At 60.0% G+C, this 19,731-nt stretch carries 21 protein-coding genes and 2 tRNA genes; 6 read left to right on the top strand and 17 right to left on the bottom strand.

Going from position 1 to position 19,731, the window contains the following annotated elements; translation table 11 throughout:
- Positions 1-108: 108 nt before the first annotated feature.
- Complete coding sequence (locus tag ACOHX0_RS17210) at positions 109-936, bottom strand: phage integrase SAM-like domain-containing protein (protein ID WP_420678378.1); 828 nt, start codon at positions 934-936, stop codon at positions 109-111.
- Positions 937-1,227: 291 nt separating this feature from the next.
- Here ACOHX0_RS17210 and ACOHX0_RS17205 point away from each other — a divergent pair, with 291 nt between their 5' ends.
- The 4 genes from ACOHX0_RS17205 (at position 1,228) to ACOHX0_RS17190 (ending at position 4,467) form a co-directional block, all read left to right on the top strand.
- Positions 1,228-2,418 carry a tyrosine-type recombinase/integrase gene (locus ACOHX0_RS17205; protein WP_420678377.1) on the top strand — a complete coding sequence of 397 codons (1,191 nt, stop codon included), beginning with the start codon at positions 1,228-1,230 and terminating at the stop codon, positions 2,416-2,418.
- The gene (locus ACOHX0_RS17200; RefSeq protein WP_420678376.1) at positions 2,415-3,131 is read left to right on the top strand and encodes a hypothetical protein; all 717 of its coding nucleotides are present in this window, start codon (positions 2,415-2,417) and stop codon (positions 3,129-3,131) included. Before ACOHX0_RS17205 ends, ACOHX0_RS17200 begins: the two co-directional genes overlap by 4 nt.
- Positions 3,132-3,350: 219 nt before the next feature.
- Positions 3,351-3,530: a helix-turn-helix transcriptional regulator gene (locus ACOHX0_RS17195; protein ID WP_259973470.1), complete on the top strand. Its 180-nt coding sequence runs from the start codon at positions 3,351-3,353 to the stop codon at positions 3,528-3,530.
- A gap of 445 nt (positions 3,531-3,975) precedes the next feature.
- Complete coding sequence (locus ACOHX0_RS17190) at positions 3,976-4,467, top strand: hypothetical protein (protein ID WP_420678374.1); 492 nt, start codon at positions 3,976-3,978, stop codon at positions 4,465-4,467.
- 190 nt (positions 4,468-4,657) lie between these two features.
- On the opposite strand, the gene ACOHX0_RS17185 is transcribed toward ACOHX0_RS17190, so the two are convergent.
- The 5 genes from ACOHX0_RS17185 to ACOHX0_RS17165 form a co-directional block, all read right to left on the bottom strand.
- On the bottom strand, positions 4,658-8,053 hold the full coding sequence (locus ACOHX0_RS17185) for a DEAD/DEAH box helicase family protein (RefSeq protein ID WP_420678373.1): 3,396 nt from the start codon (positions 8,051-8,053) through the stop codon (positions 4,658-4,660).
- A gap of 22 nt (positions 8,054-8,075) precedes the next feature.
- Complete coding sequence (locus tag ACOHX0_RS17180; protein ID WP_420678372.1) at positions 8,076-8,570, bottom strand: hypothetical protein; 495 nt, start codon at positions 8,568-8,570, stop codon at positions 8,076-8,078.
- 10 nt (positions 8,571-8,580) lie between these two features.
- Positions 8,581-9,765 carry a restriction endonuclease subunit S gene (locus ACOHX0_RS17175; RefSeq protein ID WP_420678371.1) on the bottom strand — a complete coding sequence of 395 codons (1,185 nt, stop codon included), beginning with the start codon at positions 9,763-9,765 and terminating at the stop codon, positions 8,581-8,583.
- Positions 9,762-11,300: a type I restriction-modification system subunit M gene (locus ACOHX0_RS17170; RefSeq protein WP_420678370.1), complete on the bottom strand. Its 1,539-nt coding sequence runs from the start codon at positions 11,298-11,300 to the stop codon at positions 9,762-9,764. The genes ACOHX0_RS17175 and ACOHX0_RS17170 overlap by 4 nt, the downstream gene beginning before the upstream one ends.
- 150 nt (positions 11,301-11,450) lie before the next feature.
- Positions 11,451-11,521: transfer RNA gene (locus ACOHX0_RS17165), tRNA-Gly, on the bottom strand.
- Between the two features lie 373 nt (positions 11,522-11,894).
- Between ACOHX0_RS17165 and ACOHX0_RS17160 the strand changes: the two genes are divergently transcribed.
- The gene (locus tag ACOHX0_RS17160; RefSeq protein ID WP_420678369.1) at positions 11,895-12,203 is read left to right on the top strand and encodes a hypothetical protein; all 309 of its coding nucleotides are present in this window, start codon (positions 11,895-11,897) and stop codon (positions 12,201-12,203) included.
- 617 nt (positions 12,204-12,820) lie between these two features.
- Here ACOHX0_RS17160 and ACOHX0_RS17155 read toward each other — a convergent pair.
- The 11 genes from ACOHX0_RS17155 to ACOHX0_RS17105 all read right to left on the bottom strand — a co-directional run bounded on the left by ACOHX0_RS17155 (position 12,821) and on the right by ACOHX0_RS17105 (position 18,792).
- Positions 12,821-13,096, bottom strand: a complete 276-nt coding sequence (locus tag ACOHX0_RS17155) for a DUF1153 domain-containing protein (protein ID WP_420678368.1) — start codon at positions 13,094-13,096, stop codon at positions 12,821-12,823.
- A 348-nt stretch (positions 13,097-13,444) separates the two neighbouring features.
- Positions 13,445-13,519, bottom strand: a tRNA-Phe gene (locus ACOHX0_RS17150).
- Positions 13,520-13,598: 79 nt separating this feature from the next.
- Positions 13,599-13,805 (bottom strand): DNA gyrase inhibitor YacG, encoded by a 207-nt coding sequence (locus ACOHX0_RS17145; protein ID WP_420678367.1) that lies wholly within the window; start codon positions 13,803-13,805, stop codon positions 13,599-13,601.
- The gene (locus ACOHX0_RS17140; RefSeq protein ID WP_420678366.1) at positions 13,802-14,824 is read right to left on the bottom strand and encodes a ribonuclease E/G; all 1,023 of its coding nucleotides are present in this window, start codon (positions 14,822-14,824) and stop codon (positions 13,802-13,804) included. Before ACOHX0_RS17140 ends, ACOHX0_RS17145 begins: the two co-directional genes overlap by 4 nt.
- On the bottom strand, positions 14,821-15,402 hold the full coding sequence (locus ACOHX0_RS17135) for a Maf family protein (protein WP_420678365.1): 582 nt from the start codon (positions 15,400-15,402) through the stop codon (positions 14,821-14,823). Before ACOHX0_RS17135 ends, ACOHX0_RS17140 begins: the two co-directional genes overlap by 4 nt.
- Positions 15,403-15,583: 181 nt before the next feature.
- A complete protein-coding gene (infA, locus tag ACOHX0_RS17130; protein ID WP_005620785.1) occupies positions 15,584-15,802 on the bottom strand; it encodes a translation initiation factor IF-1 in 219 nt (72 codons plus the stop codon).
- Between the two features lie 84 nt (positions 15,803-15,886).
- Positions 15,887-16,765, bottom strand: a complete 879-nt coding sequence (locus ACOHX0_RS17125) for a carbon-nitrogen hydrolase family protein (RefSeq protein ID WP_420678364.1) — start codon at positions 16,763-16,765, stop codon at positions 15,887-15,889.
- A gap of 94 nt (positions 16,766-16,859) precedes the next feature.
- The gene (locus ACOHX0_RS17120) at positions 16,860-17,447 is read right to left on the bottom strand and encodes a GNAT family N-acetyltransferase (RefSeq protein WP_420678363.1); all 588 of its coding nucleotides are present in this window, start codon (positions 17,445-17,447) and stop codon (positions 16,860-16,862) included.
- A complete protein-coding gene (locus tag ACOHX0_RS17115; RefSeq protein ID WP_420678362.1) occupies positions 17,447-17,842 on the bottom strand; it encodes a ketosteroid isomerase-related protein in 396 nt (131 codons plus the stop codon). The genes ACOHX0_RS17120 and ACOHX0_RS17115 overlap by 1 nt, the downstream gene beginning before the upstream one ends.
- The gene (locus ACOHX0_RS17110; RefSeq protein WP_420678361.1) at positions 17,839-18,309 is read right to left on the bottom strand and encodes an arsenate-mycothiol transferase ArsC; all 471 of its coding nucleotides are present in this window, start codon (positions 18,307-18,309) and stop codon (positions 17,839-17,841) included. The genes ACOHX0_RS17115 and ACOHX0_RS17110 overlap by 4 nt, the downstream gene beginning before the upstream one ends.
- A 3-nt stretch (positions 18,310-18,312) precedes the next feature.
- Entirely contained in the window at positions 18,313-18,792 is a 480-nt protein-coding gene (locus ACOHX0_RS17105) for a UPF0262 family protein (RefSeq protein ID WP_420678360.1), read from the bottom strand.
- A 162-nt stretch (positions 18,793-18,954) separates the two neighbouring features.
- Here ACOHX0_RS17105 and ACOHX0_RS17100 point away from each other — a divergent pair, with 162 nt between their 5' ends.
- Entirely contained in the window at positions 18,955-19,713 is a 759-nt protein-coding gene (locus ACOHX0_RS17100) for an SDR family oxidoreductase (protein ID WP_420678359.1), read from the top strand.
- Positions 19,714-19,731 lie beyond the last annotated feature (18 nt).

Here is a 19,731-nt window from a genome sequence, read left to right as displayed (position 1 = left end):
TTGGGAAGAAGGGTTTCAGACGGGCCATCTGCTCGTCGCTCAGCCAGAAAAGGTCAGACATGTTCACCGCTCGTTTTGAGCACCGTGAATCACGCGGCCAAACGGAAATCAATGGGTCCTGAGCCTAGTGCGCCCGCCGGTCTTTCCGCCACGGACGTTCATTTCCAAGTGCGGCGGGTCGCCTTTGATCTGAATGTCCTTGTGCTTCAGACCGAACAGCTCGCCCTCTGTAGGCCGGAGGAACGTGTGAACGACGAAACGGAACATCTTAGCATGGTGGCCGGTGATCTGGACGCCACGAACCACATCGCCGCGTTTGGCACATTCTCCGGCAGCTTTCATAAACCGTTTGTATTCGTCGTCCGTGAAGGTGTGGCGGGGCGTGTCCACGGTCTTTTGCTTCGGCATCTCCGGCAGCACGTTCAGGATGCCGTCTTCCACCGCCAGCGTCAGGACCTTGCGAATGATGATGGTGTGTTTGGCCTTGGTCGATTCTGCCAGCCGCTTTGGCCGGTTCTCGTCCAGGTGAATCAGGTAGTCCCGGACCTTGCCGGTGGTGATCTTCGTGACGTCATACTTACCGAAATAGCAGATCAGCCCGTCCTTGGATCGGTTCAGCAGTTTGTTGTCGCCATCCGACCACTTGGACTTGCCTTTCTGAATGCCCATCAGCTTCTTGGCATAGTGCTCGAAGCTAGTGGCTTTCTTCTGAGCATGGTCGCTGTTGGCCTTGCTGCGGTATGAGTCGGCAAACTCAAAAGCCACTTCCATCGCTTCGAGACGCGATGTTTCCTTAGACGACCGGTGGACGTATTTCCCTGCACGGGGATCTCTGAAGCGAATAAGCCAGTACGGGCATCGAGCTGTCAGCACGATGGCCAGCCCTTTCCGGAGATGCTTGATCTTGAGTATTCGGTTTTTGGAATCTTGGGACAAATCGAGCCCGTCAGAGGAGTGTATAACTCTCTGTAACTTTTACGGGTGAAATCTGACGATCTCAACGAACCAAATAAATCAACTATTTCAGTGATTTAGTGGTGCCCGGGGGCTGCCTTGAACATCCCTTCTGAGCAATTCCCGGATATTCCTGGACCGGAGCCGATTCACGCTTTTTCAATAGCTTAACGAACTCCAGTAATTCCCGCTTGTTCCGCCAGGTTCCCCTGCCTACAACATATAAAGATGGGGCCGAAAGTGGGGCCAGAGATAGAGAGTAGTTAAGCCCCAATGAGGGAAACGAACAAACTCAGTGCCGCAAGGGTTAAGGCTGTCGCCGCCGGGAAGCACGGCGACGGCGGCAATCTTTGGCTTCACAAGCGAGCCCCGGACCGCGGCAAATGGCTGTTGTACGTGACCGTACATGGCCGCCGCCGGGAAATGGGGCTCGGCCCATATCCTGAGGTATCGCTAAAGGAAGCCCGCGAGGAAGCCGCGAAATGGCGCGCTGTGGCCCGGCAAGGGCTAGACCCGATCAAGGAACGCCAGAGGGAGCGCAGGCAGGCAGAGCGCAACATGCATCTGCTGCGGGACATTGCCAAGGATGCCTTTGAAGCGCGCAAGGCCGAACTGAAAGGTGACGGAAAGGCGGGCCGCTGGTTCTCCCCCTTGGAAATCCACGTCCTGCCGCGCCTGGGTGCTGTCCCTGTTGCGGATATTGACCAGATCGACATTCGCGACACGCTGGCCCCTATCTGGCACGACAAGGCAGAAACCGCCCGCAAGGCGATGAATCGGCTGGGCATCTGCCTGAAACACGCCGCCGCGCTGGGCTTGGATGTGGACTTGCAAGCGGTGGAGAAAGCGCGCGCCCTGCTGGGCAAGCAGCGCCACAAGGCAAAGCACATCCCCGCGCTGCCTTGGGTAGATGTGCCTGCCTTCTATGCCAGCTTGGACGAAGGCACCGTAACCCACCTTGCCCTGCGCCTGCTTATCCTGACGGCGGTGCGGTCTGGCCCGCTGCGGCACCTGCACGTTGACCAGATCGACGGCGACGTGTGGACCATCCCGGCAGAGACCGTGAAGGGCCGCAAGGATGCCACGTCGGATTTCCGCGTGCCTCTCAGCCCGGAGGCGCTGGCGGTCATTGAGGCCGCAAAAGAGCACCAGCGCGAGGGTTTTCTTTTCCCCAGCGTGCGCAAAGGGGTCATCAGCGATGCGACGATGGCGCGGCTGATGGAGCGCAGAGAAATGGAAGCCCGCCCGCATGGGTTCCGATCCAGCTTCCGGGATTGGGTGGCAGAAACCACCAACACTCCGTTTGAGGTGTCGGAAACCGCGCTAGGCCATGTTGTCGGTGGCAGCGTTGAACGAGCCTATCGCCGCACGGACCACTTGGAACAGCGCCGCGTGCTTATGGCGCGATGGGCGGATTTCGTGACCAGGAAACAGGCAGAAATTGTGAGGATTGCAGGCGGATGAGCGGATACGCGGACAGCTATGACGAATTGGCCAGCCACAAAGATGAGATGGAGCATTGGAGGTGGTGTGAATATCTAACTGTGATTGAGGCAGCAATGCTCGTTGTCGGCCTAAGCCCGAGCACTTGGAAGCCAATTGATGTCAAGCGCGTGCAAGACGGGGAATTTCAAGCAGTAGGTTCATCCAGCTGCGAACCAAGCTACCTGCATTCCAAAGAATTTGCGCCGGTATTTCGCGCAATCAGTCGTGCGGTTGCAAGTGCTGAACTACCCGGTCAAGTCACATACCTTGTTCCAGATGAACATGAGCCTTTCAGTTTCGAGCCGCTAAGCGCTTCTAAGAGAGAGGCAATAATGAATACGCCAGATTGGGAAAAGTCTCTTTTTCGATTAACAGATTTCCGGGAATGGATGGCAAAAAAGGGCCTAAAGCCCCCGTTCTTCTTCCCGCCAATTGATGAGGACGCGACGCCCTTTGCAGACCGTTCCCACGATCACTTCTCTCCTGAGTTGGACTTGGCCGTGAAGGCTTGGAATGCGCTTGCATCCCAACAGAAGTTCAAGGGCAGTCCGAAGGCTGCGATTGAGGCATGGATCGACGCCAATCCCGATGCTTGGCTTGGCGAAGACAAGCTCTCTGGCTCAGCAAAAGACAGAATTGTCACTCTTGTAAATTGGCGCAAGTCCGGCGGCGCGCCGTCATCCGGGGGTTAACCTACCCACCTATTTCAAGAAACCTAACCACCCACTCAGTCTATTGTAAACAAAACACTTTTCTACAACGTCACCATTTTAGCGCACGACTTCCTTTCAGCGCCTTCCCGAGGTTACGCTCAACTATTGGGTAGGTTTTCGTAACCTGCCTAGCTATTCGTTCAGGGCTTGTTCTCCCATTATTCCTGCATCGACCACCAGAAGCAGGAGGATGCCGAGATGGCAGAAAAGCACTACCGCCGCCCCGAAGTTGAAGCGCTTACCGGCCTGAGCCGCACCACGATTTACGCGATGATGAACAGGGGCGAATTTCCTCGCCCCGTGCGTTTGACACGTAAGGCCGTGGCATGGCCGGAAAGCGTCATCACTGAATGGCTGAATAGTCGCGAAGCGGCATAACTAAACCCGCACCCCTAATATACTGGGGCGCGGGCTGTATGTGATTTGCTTACGGGCTTTGACACCCGCAATCCTACGCCCTTTGCCCCGCCATAGCAAAGGATATCAAATGAGCAATGGTCACTGCTACAGCAGTCCGTTCCGAAACGCTTGCGGCGTGAAGCAAAAACGTATCAACCACCCCGCAGCACGCGAGATCCAGATACGGCACTTACAAACACGTTTCGGCCTAAGTCGCTCTCACGCGGCCCTCTATGCAGACCTTCATTTTGGAGGGCACCCCCATGAGAAATGCTAATCGGTCATCCTACGACCACCTAGAGCTCGCACCTAGCCAACAGAAAGAAATCGGACCGGATATTGGCCTACGGCAATTTGGAATTCAAAAAAGCCTTTGGATTTCCGGGCTGATGGCTAAGGCCGCAGCCCATCAGGAGCCCGCACCATGAGCCGCAAACCGTACAAGAGGAAAAAGCGCGGCACTGGCCGCCATGTGCAACTACATGAGTGGCTACAGGCATCCCTCGCATGGAGGAGCCTAAAACCGGGCCCCCGCGCGCTCTATATTGAACTGAAGCGTCGCTACAACGGCAATAATAATGGAGCGATCATTCTGAGTCACCGGGACGCAGCAAAGTCTCTAAATGTGCACCGCAACACAGTGGGTGACTACTTCAGGGAACTGGAGGAACGGGGCCTCATCCACGCGACGCGCGGCTCTTGCCTTGGTCCTGCTGGAATAGGAGAGGCTGCACATTGGGCGTTGGATGAATTGCCAACCCAAGACAGCAAACCTGCTCGAAAGGCATTCGTCCGCTGGATTGAACCTGAAAAGCCCCGCACAAAAACTGTGCACAAGCGACACAAACAATGTGGCGCTACGCCAGAAAAGACCTACGAAAGAGGGCTACCCGTACTAAAAATCGTGACGGGATAGGTCTAATTCTCAAATTAGGCGGCACAAATATCAGGACATATATACATCTAGCCACAGGCAGGGCCCTTTGGGGCCTTGGCCAACTCATTTCAGGATCAGAAAGTCGAAAGAACGTTCTCCTCGACAAAAGAAGACAACAGTGAAATTGCAGGCAAGCATGGTCCTGATCCAGATCGAAAACTGCTAGCTGTCAGGCTGCCACGGCATCGTTGAGCCCCCTAACGATTTGTATAATCTCCTGCACCTGCTCACGACTGAAAATACCCGCAATGCCCATATCATCCAGATCCGTGAAGGGGCTTTCGTAGAAGGACACAGGGTCAACGAAGCCGCTTTCTGTCAGACTGTCTATAACCATATCAAGGAACTCAGCCTGGTCTGCATTCAGCTGATTTTGCGATACGAAGGTGCTGAAGGCCTCCTTAGCCGCGGCGCGGTCCAGCCCAGTCAGCGACCGCAGAAACCGGCCCAATCCGCCTTCACCTGCCAGATCGGAGATTATGGCATCATCCGCGACTTCCTGTTCGATCAGAATACGCTCAAGCTCATCAATATCCTGTTTTGTCAGCGCTTCGCCACGGCGGACCTTGATTAAGGTAATGTGGTCCTTGTGCTGCTCTATAAAACGCCGGACCTTCATCTTGAAGCGGGCTTTGTCGACGCCGCTGCCGACCTCGGGCATGGTCATGGGGTTACCCTCACCGATGTCATCCCGAAAGTCAGTGATTACAATTTTGCGTTCAGTGGGCTTGATGAGTTCTGCCAGATGTCTCAGGCGGCGGCGGACGCTCTCCAGCATCTCCGGCGTGATATCCTCCCAGTATACATCCGTCTGGATTTCGAGGATCAACTCAAGCTCCTTGGAGACAAGCGGCACATTCGAAAGCTCTTCAAGCCTGGACGCGAACTTTACTATGCGGTCCTGAAAACGAGTGAAACCGCCTTGCTGCCTTAGCAGCTCCAGCTGCGCATTCAGGATTAGCAGATCGAACTGTTTCGCTGGCAGCTTACCATCGTCATAGGCGGTTGGCAGACCTGCGAGATCCTCGATCAGGGCCATGCGGGCATCGAGGTTCAGATCCTCCCAGCTAGCGACGTCACGGAACCGCTCAACACTGCGACGCTTGGCGCGCACGATGAAATTGTCGATCGGCATGCCCATGACCTCTTCATGCAGGCGGGTCTTAGTCGCCGCAATCAGATCTTGGTGTTCCTCTCCACTCTCCCCCAAAGCTTCGATCAGCTCCACACGGCTCGTGAACAGCCTCTCGCCGATGGGTTTCGCGCCTGATCCATCCAAGACATTCGGGTTTTCTTGGAAAAACTCCAAGTTCTGGCAAAAGTCAAAAATGACGAACTGCTGCTTGTCGTCGCCCGGCCCGAACAAATCGGGGCATAGGCGCGTGCCGCGGCCGACCATCTGCCAGAACTTCGTTTTGGACCTCACGATCTTGAAAAACACCAGATTCACGACCTCCGGCACGTCAATCCCGGTATCGAGCATGTCCACGGAAACCGCGATGTGGGGCGCTTTGTCGGCCTCCGAGAAGTCGTCAATCAGCGACTGCGGGTGGGAGACACTAAAATCAATGAGCTTAGCGAATTCGCCCTTATAGTGGGGATAGTTCACGTCAAACCGTTCCACGATGAACTGCGCATGTTTGCTGTTCTTGGCGAATATAATGGTCTTGCCCAGGCGGTCCCCATCCGACACCTTAATCCCGTTGCGCATCAGGTGTTCCAGCACCTTGTCTACGGTATCGATGTTGAACAGCCACTTGTTCAGATCGGCACTCTCGACACGGTCGCGCTGGGTGCCCTCTTCATCCCACTCGATAGCGTCCCAGGCTTCCTTTTCCTCTTCGGTCAGCTGATCGTACGCAATGCCTTCACGCTGGAACTTCAACGGCACGGAAATCGTGGTGGGCGGCACCAGGTAGCCGTCACTCACGGCATCATCCAAATCATAGGCGTCGGTCGGAACGCCTTTCTCCAGACCGAACAGCGAGTAGGTGTCCTTGTCGATCTCATCGCGCGGCGTGGCCGTAAGCCCGACCAGCAGGCTGTCGAAGTAGCTGAAGATTGCCCGGTACTTGCGGTAAACCGAGCGGTGCGCCTCATCGATGACGATCAGGTCAAAGTGGCCCGGTCCATAGCGTTTCTCGCCACCCTTCATCTCCTCAATCAGCCCCATCATCGTCGGATAGGTCGACAAGCAAACGCGCGCGCCGGAGTGGTCGTTCTTCTTCGGATCGTGCCTTTCCAGCAGATTGGCACAAGGGGTCGCAGGCAGATGCGCCTTGAATGCGCTATGCGCCTGTTTGACCAGCGCCACCCGGTCCGCCAGGAACAGCACCCGCTTCACGCGGTTTGCCCGCATCAGCTGGTCGATCAGGGCAATCACAGTCCGGGTCTTGCCGCTGCCGGTAGCCATGACCAGCAAGGCCTTGCGCTGCGCATGTTTCTCAAAAGCTTCGCCGACACGCCGGATGGCCCGCTGCTGGTAATGGCGCCCGGCAATGTCGGGGTCGACGTCGACCGTAGACAAGGCGCGAACATTTTCGCGGCGCTGATGCAGCAGCTGCAGCTCATCCTTTTTCAAAAAGCCCGAGATCTGCCGCGGCGGATAGGCGAGGTCGTCCCAGATCCAATGCTCGTAGCCATTGGTGGTGAAAATCACTGGGCGGCGGCCGTAAGCCGCCTCCAGGCAGTCGGCATAGAGCTTTGCCTGATGCTGCCCTGTGCGGCTGTCTTTCTTGGTGCGCTTGGCCTCGACCACCGCGAGCGGCTTACCGTCATCGCCCCACAGCACATAGTCAACGAAACCGTTGCCGCTGCTGGTCGGCATGCCGGTAACCGGAAACTCCCGGTCCCGCTCCTGGTCCTGCGGCCAGCCCGCCTCTGCCAGCAGCAAATCGATGAAGCTGTCGCGGGTCTCAGCCTCGTTGTAGTCATGGGTGTCCTGCACCGCGCTGTTGGCTTTGCGCAGGGCGGCCATCTCGGCGCGCACGGCGGCCAGTTCCGCGTCCAGCTGCTGCCGCCCTTCCTCAGAAGCCCGCAGGGCCTCCTCGGCCGCCTCAGCCCGCTTGCGCTCGGCCTTGATCTCGCCTTCGACCTTCTGGATCTGGGCAACGGTGCTGGCGGTAATCGTCAGCGACTTTTCCAGCTTGCCTACGTCAAATGCCAGCGCCGGATCCGGGCGGCTCACCTTGGCGTAGGTGCGCGCAAACCAATAACAGACATGGAACAGCTCCCGCACGCTGGCAGTGGCGTCATGGGCGGTCAGCGGCTTGCCTGCATCATGCGCGGCGCGGTTGCCCTGATCCTTGATGTAGCGCGCCTTGGTGGTGATCGCGGGGCCGGTCAGGGCCTCCAGGCTGGGCTCCGCAATCATCGCGGCCAGCGTGTCGGTGTAGACGCGCCGCAGCGCCGGATCGGTGCGGTAAATCCACTTGAGCGCGGTTTCCAGCGTCAGCCGCGCCCAGAAACAGGCGCCGCGCGGGTCAGACAATGCATGGGTTTCCGCCTTGGCGGCGTATTTATACAGGACGGGAAAATCATCAGCGAGAAATGCAAACTGAGACATGAAAATCCTAAAACGCTATTGCCTAGCCCAGCGCGGGAAACACCTCGCGGAAGGCTTCTTTGGCAGCAAACCACTTTTGCGCGCCGGTTTCATCTAATTTCCACCGGCAGTTGACTGTATTGAGCACATCATACCCCCCAGCCTTCAACCCGTCGCACAAGAGCTTCTCCATGGCGCCAACCTGATCCCGCATCGGCTTGTGCCGTACCATCAGGGTGTCACGGCAATCCACATCCTTGACGACCTCCGGATACAGCGGGCCGTGCGCCACCAGGTCGAAGGACGAACAGGCCTCGGCTTCGATGCCGCGGTTCTTCAAATGATTCCGCAGCGCGCTCTGATTCGGGATCTTGCCAAGGTGCTGCCCCATGCGGGTGTAGGGCGGGGTTGCATGGGGGCTGGAGTTGTCCCCGGTGCGGCCTACATAGAGCGTCTCGCCATCCGGCGCCGTGACGCGCCACACATACAGCCAGAACCCGCGCTCCAGCATCGCGCCGGGAAAGGTCAGGTGATGCAAGCCGCTCACTTCACAGTTCCCCGCGGAAGGCGCGGTGCTGGAGAGAAGAAAAGAGGGTATCGCTATGACGCTGAGCGTCCTCCGCCTTCGATTGTAACGCGAACAATTCACGGATCCGTGCCACATATTCCTCCTGAAATTCCATCGGTGGTTTAGGCAACTCGATACCTCGAATGTCATCGAAGTTTAGGCCCGCCTTGACGCCCTCACGGTTCTTCTTTTGTATCACACGCTGTCCCGCTGCGCTTGAGAGTGCAGCAGAAACATATTGCGGGTTCATAGATCTAAGCCGCAGGATTGCCAGATGCTGATTGATGTGGGCGTCGCCGATACCTTCAGGTACAACAGCGGTCCGCCCGAGGTCCGCTGTGATGCTGAGAAGAACATCGCCAGGTCGCACTTTGGTCCGCTTCGCTTCAGCGTTTTCGGGCGCGCTGACGAAGGCCATGTCATGCTTGTCGAAATAGTCCCTCCGCACATTCTGGATACGGATGAATTTCGCGCCTGAGTCCGAATAGTATTTTGCCCACCCACGTGAGCCGCTGGTAAGGAACTCCAGCTCATCACCCAGCTCAACAATTGGCCAGTTTTTGGCATCAATCTGCCAATCCCCAAACATCTCATGAAAGATCGCCTGGCCGAGGGTGTTCAGCTTGTCGAGGGCGCGGGTGCGGAGGCGGCAGAGCTCTTCGGCCTGATCCAGTATCCCCGCAATCCGCTTCTGCTCCTCCAGCGGCGGCAGGGGGATTTTGAGTTCATTTGCTCTCGAAATCGTAAGCGTTCCTACGGTTGACCCAGAGCCAGACGCGATCTGATCACGCATTGTAGCCGTTGCGAATGCGTGTTGGATGAATCGGGGCAATACTTGTGCCTTTGGGTGAAACCGTAGAACGCTCGCATCCTTGAAGTAGAACCTATCGTTCGGCTGAACGACATAGCAAGCTCCTAACGTCCCGACAGCCGAAACCATAAGGTCTCCGGGTTCCGGCGTGCCATACTTGCTAGACAACTCTGAATAGAGCTCTTCCGAAATGAACAGCTCATTTTGGACACGCCCGTCCTTTGCAAGCTTCACTATCTCCCGAGCTCTATAAAATGGTACACCTTCGTCGGCCCACTGGCGCTGTAAAACACGCTTACTGGAAGTGATTTCAAAAATTTCGCCAAAGGAAACGGTCGGCCAGCCAGAACTCATCCCAGCATCCCCTCAAGCCGGTCCAGCCCCTCATTGATCTCAGCCTCCAGCGCGCGCAACTCGGCGATGATCTCGGCCGGAGCGGCGTGGTCGACCTCTTCGTGCTCGATCTCCTTGTAGCGGTTCAGCGACAGATCCCACGACCCGGTGGCGATAATCTCCGCCGCGGGCACCACAAAGCTCTGCGCGGTGCGGGGGCGCTCTGCCTCTGCCTCCAGCGCCGCCCAGCGGCCCAGGATGTCGGGCAGGTTGTTCCTGGCGTGCTCGTCCGCGCCCAGCGCCTCAGCCGGCCGGGCACCCAGCTTGGCGGCGTCCAGCAGGGGCGTGCGCTTGTCATCCAGGCTGAAGCCATCCGCCGCCATGTCGTAGAACCAGACATTCTCGGTCCCGCCGACGCCGGTCTTGGTGAACACCACGATGGCGCAGGACACGCCGGCATAGGGGCGGAACACACCCGAGGGCAGCTTGATGATGGCGTCGAGCTTGTGCTCCTCCACCAGCATGCGGCGCAGATCTTTGTGCGCCTTGGAGGAGCCGAACAGCACCCCGTCCGGCACCACCACAGCGGCCCGCCCGCCGGTGCGCAGCAGCCGCAAGAACAGCGCCATGAACAAAAGTTCGGTCTTCTTGGTCTTGACGATCTTCAAGAGATCCTTGGCGGTGGTGTCGTAATCCAGCGAGCCGGCAAAGGGCGGGTTGGCCAGGATCAGCGAGTAGGCGCCCGCATCGCTGCCGTGCTCCTCCGCCAGGCTGTCGCGGTAGGACACATCGGCGTTTTCGACCCCGTGCAGGGTCATGTTCATCGCACCGATCCGCAGCATGGTGGAGTCGAAGTCGAAGCCATGGAACATGCCATTGTGGAAATGTTCGCGCTGCTCCCTGTTGCGCAGCATCTGCGGGTGGTGCTCGCGCAGGTATTCCCCCGCCGCCACCAGAAAGCCGCAAGTGCCCGCGGCCGGGTCGCAAATGGTATCGCCTGGCTGTGGCGCCATCAGGTTCACCATCAGCTCGATGATATGGCGGGGCGTGCGGAACTGGCCATTGGTGCCGGCGCTGGCGATCTTGCCCAGCATGTACTCATAGACGTCGCCCTTGGTGTCGCGGTCGTCCATGGGGATGTCGTCCAACATCTGCACGACCTTGGCCAGCAGGTTGGCGTTGGAAAAGCCCAGCCGCGCGTCCTTCATGTGGGTACCGTAGGAAGAGCCTTCCTCTCCCAGCTGCCGCAGGAAGGGGAAGACATGCTCATCGACGATCCGCATCATCTCCCGCGCCTCGAAATGCTTGAAGCGGGACCAGCGTAGATTGTCGTAGGGCTCACCCTTGTCATCACGGCCCTCGGGGAAGATCCGGCGGGACATGGGAATGCCAAGATCCTCGGCCTTGCGCTCCTCGACCGTGTGGAGGTCATCCAGCCGCTTGATGAACATCAGGAAGGTGAGCTGTTCGATCACGGACAGCGGGTTGGAAACCCCGCCGGACCAAAACGCGTTCCAGATCTGATCGATCTGGTTGCGGATATTACCTGTGAGCATGTGATGTGCCTCAATAAAATATTTTTTTGGACACGTTATCCGGTGCAAGGGGACATGCGCAAGCAGAGGAAACCCAGGCGGAACTGCGGCCCTGAGCGGCCTTCCTCGCGCGTGCGCGCGTAAGCACCAACAAAAGAAGGCGGCAGGACGAGCGGCCGACCAGAATCGAACTGGCGCACAGAGGGTGGAAACCTCATGCTCTACCACTGAGCTACGGCCGCATTTGGGCTAGCGTTTAGCGCGTTAATCAGAGAACCAAACCCAGGGCGCGGCGCTGGCGGAGCCCGCTGCCGCTTTCATGGCAGGCTTTTCGCAGGCACGAAAACCGAGGCGGGGAGAGCCAGAAATGCGCAAGTTCAACGTGGGCGCGGGGCGCTCAAATGGACTGGAACAGGTCGCCTGCCAAAAGCGCCACCAGATGAATGAGCTGACTGGCCTGAATAATGACAGGCGCGATACACATCCCAGCGCACGCTTGCCCTTCACAACTATAGGTCAAAGTGTCGCAGGGTACCCTGCACTGTAAAGTTGCAAGAATTTTACTTCTGTGCTGAGCTTTCAAGCAAAAGAAACAACTAACTTGGAGTTCTGCCCATGGCCCTGACCAATAGAGAAGCACAGATCGTCTTGGGAATGCTTGCTCGGGGTGACAAGCACCATGACATTGCGGCCTGGTTCGGAGAGAACCAGGCTAGGGTTGCCGAAGTAATTGAAGGCAGTCACGGGAGTTTATCCGCTGCTCCCGAAGCAGAACTATTCCCCAAGGGCTCACCTGGCCCCAAAAGCCGCCGGTTGCGAGGTTTCGTAAATAAGGCCATCCAAGCTCTTGAAGATGGCGATGCAACAAAAGCCCTTGATGAATTGAAGTCTGGATTATTTCATTTCAACAAGCCGGAAGCCTAAGAATAGTCTCCGTGCCGCTCTAGCACTTTCCGGCACGGAGGAACCCAACCAAGCTTTGCTTCACCGCAAGCCCGTTTATCCCACACGAACCAAGCATACCCGGTAGCAGTCGATGCTTTCGGGTCAACCCTGCCTTTGACCATCGGCACTCGCTCGCTAAACTGGGCAAAAATACTTGGAGGGTTGTTTTGGTAGATCCGCTCATAGCGCCCGACACTTTCCAAGAAGACGGTACGAGCCAGTATTGCGACCCCTACGCGAGCAATTTTTAAAGCTCGCTCTACAAACTGCTCTGCCAGCCGAAATGGTGGGTTAGTAATGACCCAATCGTGAGACCCAGCCTCAAAAGGGTGTGCTAAAAAGTCTTTGACATCGGAAAAACCGTAAGGATGCACGTCTGAAGCGTCAACCTCGCCAAAGAACTCACTCAGTGGTCGCGCCATGTAACCCCGACCGCAAGCAGGCTCTAAACAAGTAGCAGAGGAAAAGTCCTCATTTCCGAGCACATGGATCAGAAGCGCTCGCGTAGCCCAGGGCGGAGTTGGAAAATCGTCAAGACTAGTGCTGGGCTCGAACCGCTGTGACATCACGGCGTGCGAAGTATTCTGCTCCATAAATCATCTTACCCTTATCAATTGTTTTTTGGAGAGCGCGAAGTCGCGGCTGGATAGCCGGTACTGCCATAGAAGCGAAAACCGGCACAAGACGTTTGTCCCCTTGATCCAGAACCGCATGACCGCCTTGGCGACGGCAGCCTTGCGGGATGCGACCCAGCGGGTGGTTTTGTCGGACGGAAAGTCTTTGGTGCTAATGCACCCACCGTTCGGCAGTGTTGCGCATTGCCATTGAATGATGCCGAACTTCGACAGCTTTTCGGCTCCTTGGTAACCCAACGTTGCCCAGATTTTGGCTATACAGCATTTACTCTCTGTTAAGGGGCCCGCCGGATTGCGAGGCAAATTTGCCCTTTTCCGTCTAGCCCTACGCCCGTTCTTTTAGCAAACCGGGGGCGTGTCACGCGGTACAATGGATACTGAAAATCGCCGCAAGTCACCCTTTGTCCAACGCGAAGGTTCCTCTTTCATGAGCCCGTGATTCTGCCATCTGCAACCGGCGGCAGGACCATACCGGACCTTTGCGGGATGCTAGGGCATCGAAAACTGGAAATGGGGCGTTTAGTGGGGCTAAGCGCCAGGAACGCAGTACAAGCGATTGAAATAAAGCCACTTTTTCTTGAAAAATGGTGCCCGGGGGCGGAATCGAACCACCGACACGAGGATTTTCAATCCACTGCTCTACCCCTGAGCTACCCGGGCACGGGAAAGGCTGTTTGCCTTGGGTGTGGGCCTTCTATGCGCTGTGCCCGGTGGTGTCCAGAGGCTTTTTCAAAGAAAATCACGAATGCCGCGGTTTGCGGCCCTTTTCCTCGCAGCCCAGGGCGCGCTCGGCTTCTTCCAGTGCGTTTTCAATATCTTCCGGGTCGCGGCTCGGCACCGCGTAGGCGCCGTTCATCCATTTGGCGAGGTCGACATCGGCGCAGCGGCGGGAGCAGAACGGGCGGTAAGGGCGCGCCGTGTCCGCGCCGCAGATCGGGCAGCTCATTTCAGCACCTCGCGCAGCTCGGGGCGGCCGCGTTTGCGCTGCAGCTCGTAGTGGCCGAGGTTGGTCCAGCCCGCCAGCACCGTCTCCTCCGAATCGGCGCGCAGGGCGGCGCGCAAGGCCGTCTCGAAGGTGCGGCGGTCCTTCTTGGGCATCGGCGCGAGATCCAGCACGATCTGCCCGCCGAGACCGCGCACCCGCAGCACTCGCGGCAATGCCTTGGCACAGGCCATGTTCGCCTTGAGCCCCGCCGCCAGCGAAGCATCGGAGCCGGTGTTCACATCCACCGCCACCAGCGCGCGGGTCGGCTCGACAAACAGGCAGCCGCCGCCCGGCAGCGGCTCGCGGGCGCCGCGGGCCGCGTCCAGCGCTTCCAGCACCCCGAGGCGCTCGAAACCGCCGGGCGCGCGCTCCACTTCGGCAGGCTCCACCCAGTCGCGCCAGGCGAGGAGATGCGGGCCGTCACCCTCCGCCAGGACTTCAGATTCCTTGCCGTCATCTTCCATCACCTTCGCCGTCAGGGCGGCCATCGCGGCGATGTCTTCGGCGATCTCTGCCTCCTCTGACCCGGCGCAGGCCGAGCGCAGGATAAGCCCGTGGCCGCCTTCCCCCATCTCCCCGTGGGCGATTTCCAGCAGGCGGTCGCGCTCCTCCTCGTCGCGGATGCTGCGCGAGACGTTGAGGCCCGGTGCGCCGGGGGTGACGATGGCGTAGCGGCTCTTGAACAGAAGCTTCTGGGTCACAGGGATCGCCTTGCCCGGCTCGGCATAGCCCGAGACTTGCACCAGGATCATCTGCCCCGGTGCCAGCCCCTTGACCTGGCGCAGGAAGGCCGGCCCGTCGGGAGTGGTGAGGAACATGCCGCCCTGCCCCTTCACCGGGCGGTCGGCGCGGGCGCGGTAGATGGTGCCCGGCGCGGGCGCGCCGGAGGCGATGAGGAAATCCTCCAGCGTGCCGTTCACCATCAGCGCCGCGGCTTCGCGGCCTTGGATGTGGTCGAGTATGATGCTGCGGCCCTTCATGCGGCGGCCTCCTGGAAAAGCGGCAGGCCCGCGGCCCGCAGCAGGGTTGCGGTTTCCGAGAGCGGCAGGCCAACGATGCCGGTAAAGGAGCCGCTGATCCAGGGGATCAGAGCGCCCGCCGGACCTTGGATGGCATAGGCTCCGGCTTTGCCCTGCCAGTCTCCGGTGGCGAGGTAGCCGTTCAGCTCCTCGTCGGACAGACGCTTCATCTTGACCTGACTCACCACGTCCTTCTCCCAGATCCGGTCGCCGCGGCGCAGCGCCACGGCGGTGATCACCCGGTGGCGGCGGCCGGACAGCGCCAGCAGGAACTCCGCCGCTTCGCCCGCATCGCCCGGCTTGCCCAGGATGCGGCGGCCCAGCGCCACGGTGGTATCGGCGCAGAGCACCAGGTCATCCGCCTCCGCGGGCACCGCGGCTGCCTTCTCCCGTGTGACCCGCGCGCAATAGGCGCGCGGCAGCTCGCCCTTCTGCGGGGTCTCGTCGGTCTCCGGCGGGCGCACAGCGTCTGGATGCACGCCGAGCTGTGCCAGAAGCTCGAGCCGCCGTGGGCTGCCCGATCCCAGAATGAATGCCATGCCGTGGCCCTCTTTTCCCGTTTTGGCTGTCATAGAGAATTTCTGCCGCAGCCGGAAGGCTGCACCCGCTGCTTCTTCTTTGCGGAAAATACTCCCGCCGGAGGCACCGGCCCCGGGCCGGTTTTACAAAACAAAAGCCCGGCGCAGTGCCGGGCTTTGCATGTCTTGGCGGATCAGCTGCTTACTTGAAGCGGTAGTTGATCCGGCCCTTGGTGAGGTCGTAGGGGGTCATTTCCACCTGAACCCGGTCGCCAGCCAGAACACGGATGCGGTTTTTGCGCATCTTGCCTGCCGTATGTGCGATGATTTCATGGCCGTTTTCCAGCTCGACCCGAAACGTCGCATTAGGCAGGAGTTCCTTCACGACACCGGGAAATTCGAGCGTATCTTCCTTGGCCATGTTGTCTCCATCATTGTGTTAGCCCGGCAAACTGCGGGCCGTGCGCTTAAATGGGCGCATTTTGCCCGCTTTTCAAGGGCACAATCATGTCAACACTGCATTTGTGATCGTTTTCACCCGCGGCATTTGCTCCTCCCAGTGGCCCCGGTTCAGCACCACCCCGTCTGCGCGCACCGCGGCAATCGCGGCAAGGTCCGCCTCGCCATAGGTCCAGCCGGCGACGTTCAGCCGGCCTTCGGCCAGCACGCCGGTGGCTGGGAAACCGGTATCGGGCGGGCCGAAGATGCCGCCCATGCCGGTACTGACATCCACTGCCTCGGACCAGTCCGCGGGGCCCACAAGCGACGCCATCGCGGTCACGCATTGGTTTTCCAGCGCCCGCGCCATCGCCCCGATCCGCACCCGCCAGTAGCCCGCCAGCGCCTCGGTGGCCGAGGGCACCAGAATCACATCCGCCTCGCACAAGGCCCTGCCCAGCAGCGGGAACTCGCTGTCATAGCAGATCAGCACGCCGATCCGGCCCAGCGCGGTGTCGAAAAGCGTCAGCGGCCCGCCGCCCGCGATACCCCACTCCTCACGCTCGAAGCGGGTCATGATCTGCTTGTCCTGATGACCGCGCTTGCCGCAGGGCGCATAGAGCTCCGCCCGGTTCACCGGCAGCGCGCCGCCGCTTTCCACCGGGGCCGAGGCGCCAAGGATGTGCACGCCATACTCCTCTGCCAGCTTCAGATGCAGCGCCGCCGCATCCTCCATCTTCTCCGAAACCGCGCGGATCGACGCCTGCAAATCCGCCGCAACGGCGGCGCCGTCCAGCGTCGCGAGCTCCATCGCGCCATATTCGGGGAAGACCAGAAGGTCCGCACCATTGCCCGCGGCCTCCGCCACCCAGGAGGCGGTCTTGTCTTCATATTGCGCCCAGCTCTCCAGCGCGTCGAGCGGATAGGCAGCGGTTGCGATCTTCATGACATTCCCTCCATTGCGCGCGGCCTGCGGCCTGGCATAAAATTCTTGCAAGAATTTTGGCCGGAAAATTTACATTTTCCGGTGCCAGCGCAAGTCACAAGTCGCGGATCCAGAATTGCAGCGGCTTTTCCGTCTCGGTCTCCCGGTCTACGTCCTTCCAGGAAAACCGCGCCACCACGCCTTCGAGCGGTGCATAGCCGCGCTTGCGCCAGAACCCGTCCAGCGGCACATAGCCTTCCGGCCGCAATGGATGGCCGCCCGGGCGCTGCACGCTGCAGAAGGCGCATCTGGCAAAGCCGTGCCTGCGTGCATGGGCCTCGCGTGCATCAAAGAACGCATGGCCCAGCCCCTGCCCGCGGTACTCCGCCAGCAAGACCGATTCGGCGCAATAAAACACATCCTCCAGCGCAATGCCGCTGGCTCCGAAGGCGGCGGCAAAATCCTCCGCATGATCGCCGAGCGGTGCGCCGGTCGAGGCCCCCACCAGCCGCTCGCCGTCAAAGGCCCCTACTACGATGGCGCGGTCACTGTCGCGGTAGCTTTGCAAATAGGCCTGCTCGTAAGCTAAGTCGCCATCGTAGAGATAGGGCCAGGCGCGGAACACCTCGATGCGCAGCCGAGCCACATGCTCGAGCGCCTTATCCAGGGCCCTGCCGGTCAGAACCTCGACCCGCAAAGCCATCAGCGGGAGACCTGCGCGATCCAGTCTGCGAGATTGTAATAGGTGGTGACGCGGGAGATCTTGCCATCCGCCAGTTCGAAGAACGACCCAGCAGGCAGGCGGTATCTCTGCCCGCGCGCCTCCGGCAGGCCCGCGTCGGTCTGCAGGTAGATGCCGTTCACGATGAACTCGGCGGCGGCCCGGCGGCCCTCCTCGGCGGAGAAGATCACCACATCGGTCAACTCCTCCTTGTAGCAGCGGCTCATGTGGGCGCAGAAATCCGCGAATTTCTCCTTCCCAACCCGGATCTGGCCTTCGTTCACGTGATGCGCCACATCGTCGGCCAGACACTCCAGCATGGCCTCGGTGTCGTCTGCGTTGAAGGCTGCGAAATAGCGCGCGATGGTGTCACTCATATCTTCCCTCGTGGTCTCTCCGCCGGTTCGCCCCAGCGGGCTTTCAGGTGCTGGACTATCTGGTCCCGTGATTGCCGGTACACCTGTAGCTTGGCGTCACGCGTCTCGCCGAGCCCGGTAGGGTCCATTATTGGCCAATATTCGACATCGAGGTGAAAAAACCTGGTGAGTTCCAGCGCCCGGCGCTGGCTGGCGGGCGACAGCGCCACCACCAGATCGAAGGAGGAGAGGTCATCGCCCCAGCGCTCCATCTCATCAAAGGAGCGCGACCGGTGCCGCGACAGCTCCACCCCGATCTCCTGGCAGACGGTGATGGAGAAGCCGTCGATTTCCTTGTCGTTTCTGACACCGGCGGATTGCACGTAGGTGCCGGTGCCGTAGAACTTCTTCATGATGCCTTCCGCCATGGGCGAGCGGACGGAGTTGTAGTCGCAGCAGAACAGAACGGACTGAGGCAGCTCCTCCACGCATCAGCCTCCGAAATGCAGCACGCAAATCAGGGTGAACAGCCGCCGGGCGGTATCGGCATCGACCTCGGCCTTGCCTTCCAGCCGCTCCTGCAGCACCCGGCTGCCTTCGTTGTGGATGCCGCGCCGGGCCATGTCGATGGTTTCGATCTGGCTGGGCGGCAGGGTCTTCACTGCGGTGAAATAGCTCTCGCAGATCTGGTAGTAGTCCTTCACGACCTGGCGGAAGGGCGACAGCGACAGGTGGAACTCGGCCGCCTTGCCGCCGTCTTCGGTGTTGACATCGAAAACCAGGCGCTTGTCGCGGATCGCGAGGCCAAGGTGATAGGGCCCCTCCGGCGCGCCGCGGCCCTCCTTCCCGGGCAGCACGAAAGTATTGTCTTCAATCAGATCGTAGATCGCCACCTTGCGCTCCTGCTCGATTTCAGGCGTCGGCGGCGGCAGGTTGCGGTCGTCCAATTCAATGTGGCTGATGCGGCTCATGTCTTCCGGTCTCATATGCGCAAAGGCGTTGGCAGAATCAGTACCGCACCGCCGTCGCCGGGGCAATGGAGCTGCGGGAGCCCGCGCCAGCCGCCCTCGCGGCAAGGCTTGACACGCTGCGCCGCGCTCCGCAGCCTGCCGGCAGCTTCGACGGAGAGTGAGATGACGGGCAGTGAGGCCTTTTCGCTGACAGGCCAGCGCGCGCTGGTGACCGGCTCCACCGGCGGGCTCGGCTTTGCCACCGCCAGGCTGCTGGCCGGGGCCGGGGCCACGGTCTGGATCAACGGGCGCGATGCCGCGCGCTGCGAGGACGCTGCCAGCCGGATCGGTGCGGCCGCGCAGCCGCTGGCCTTCGATGTCGCGGATGAGGCCGCGTCCGGGGCGGCGTTTGCCAAGATCGCTGGCGCGGGCGGGCTCGATATCCTGGTCAACAACGTGGGTCAGCGAGACCGGCGCGGGCTGGCGGAATTCACCCGCGGCGATCTGCAGGCGCTGTGGGAAGTCGACCTTGTTTCCCCCTTCCGCCTCGCCCAGATGGCTGCCGCGCAGATGATCCCCAAGGGCCGCGGCAGGATCATCAGCATCTCCTCCATCGCAGGCCTGATCGCGCAGAGTGGCGATGCCGCCTACACCACCGCCAAGGCAGGCATCAACGGCATGACACGCGCGCTTGCGGCCGAACTCGGCCCGCACGGCATCACCGTAAATGCGGTGGCGCCAGGCTTTTTCAAGACCGCGCCGAACCGGGAGGCGGCGGCAGACCCCGCCGTGGCCGCCCGGCTGCAAACCGCCACTGCGCTTGGCCGCTGGGGCGAACCGGAGGAACTGGCTCCAGCGGTGCTCTTCCTCGCCTCCCCCGCCGCTTCATACGTCACCGGCCAGGTGCTGGCCGTGGACGGCGGCTACACCAGCCACTACTGAGCAAGCTGCTTTCCGGCT

The sequence above is a fragment of the Cribrihabitans pelagius genome (genome assembly GCF_048820915.1).
GTDB classification, from domain to species: domain Bacteria; phylum Pseudomonadota; class Alphaproteobacteria; order Rhodobacterales; family Rhodobacteraceae; genus Cribrihabitans_A; species Cribrihabitans_A pelagius.
Note: the sequence above shows the minus strand (reverse complement) of the source record. Positions and strands in the feature narration are given on the sequence as shown.

Bases quoted from the DNA above. Each gene is read 5' to 3' on its own strand.
- ACOHX0_RS17205 (WP_420678377.1), top strand. From the start codon at position 1,228: ATGAGGGAAACGAACAAACTCAGTGCCGCAAGGGTTAAGGCTGTCGCC.
- ACOHX0_RS17200 (WP_420678376.1), top strand. From the start codon at position 2,415: ATGAGCGGATACGCGGACAGCTATGACGAATTGGCCAGCCACAAAGAT.
- ACOHX0_RS17195 (WP_259973470.1), top strand. From the start codon at position 3,351: ATGGCAGAAAAGCACTACCGCCGCCCCGAAGTTGAAGCGCTTACCGGC.
- ACOHX0_RS17190 (WP_420678374.1), top strand. From the start codon at position 3,976: ATGAGCCGCAAACCGTACAAGAGGAAAAAGCGCGGCACTGGCCGCCAT.
- ACOHX0_RS17185 (WP_420678373.1), bottom strand. From the start codon at position 8,053: ATGTCTCAGTTTGCATTTCTCGCTGATGATTTTCCCGTCCTGTATAAA.
- ACOHX0_RS17175 (WP_420678371.1), bottom strand. From the start codon at position 9,765: ATGAGTTCTGGCTGGCCGACCGTTTCCTTTGGCGAAATTTTTGAAATC.
- ACOHX0_RS17170 (WP_420678370.1), bottom strand. From the start codon at position 11,300: ATGCTCACAGGTAATATCCGCAACCAGATCGATCAGATCTGGAACGCG.
- ACOHX0_RS17160 (WP_420678369.1), top strand. From the start codon at position 11,895: ATGGCCCTGACCAATAGAGAAGCACAGATCGTCTTGGGAATGCTTGCT.
- ACOHX0_RS17145 (WP_420678367.1), bottom strand. From the start codon at position 13,805: ATGAGCTGCCCGATCTGCGGCGCGGACACGGCGCGCCCTTACCGCCCG.
- ACOHX0_RS17140 (WP_420678366.1), bottom strand. From the start codon at position 14,824: ATGAAGGGCCGCAGCATCATACTCGACCACATCCAAGGCCGCGAAGCC.
- ACOHX0_RS17135 (WP_420678365.1), bottom strand. From the start codon at position 15,402: ATGGCATTCATTCTGGGATCGGGCAGCCCACGGCGGCTCGAGCTTCTG.
- infA (WP_005620785.1), bottom strand. From the start codon at position 15,802: ATGGCCAAGGAAGATACGCTCGAATTTCCCGGTGTCGTGAAGGAACTC.
- ACOHX0_RS17125 (WP_420678364.1), bottom strand. From the start codon at position 16,765: ATGAAGATCGCAACCGCTGCCTATCCGCTCGACGCGCTGGAGAGCTGG.
- ACOHX0_RS17120 (WP_420678363.1), bottom strand. From the start codon at position 17,447: ATGGCTTTGCGGGTCGAGGTTCTGACCGGCAGGGCCCTGGATAAGGCG.
- ACOHX0_RS17115 (WP_420678362.1), bottom strand. From the start codon at position 17,842: ATGAGTGACACCATCGCGCGCTATTTCGCAGCCTTCAACGCAGACGAC.
- ACOHX0_RS17105 (WP_420678360.1), bottom strand. From the start codon at position 18,792: ATGAGCCGCATCAGCCACATTGAATTGGACGACCGCAACCTGCCGCCG.
- ACOHX0_RS17100 (WP_420678359.1), top strand. From the start codon at position 18,955: ATGACGGGCAGTGAGGCCTTTTCGCTGACAGGCCAGCGCGCGCTGGTG.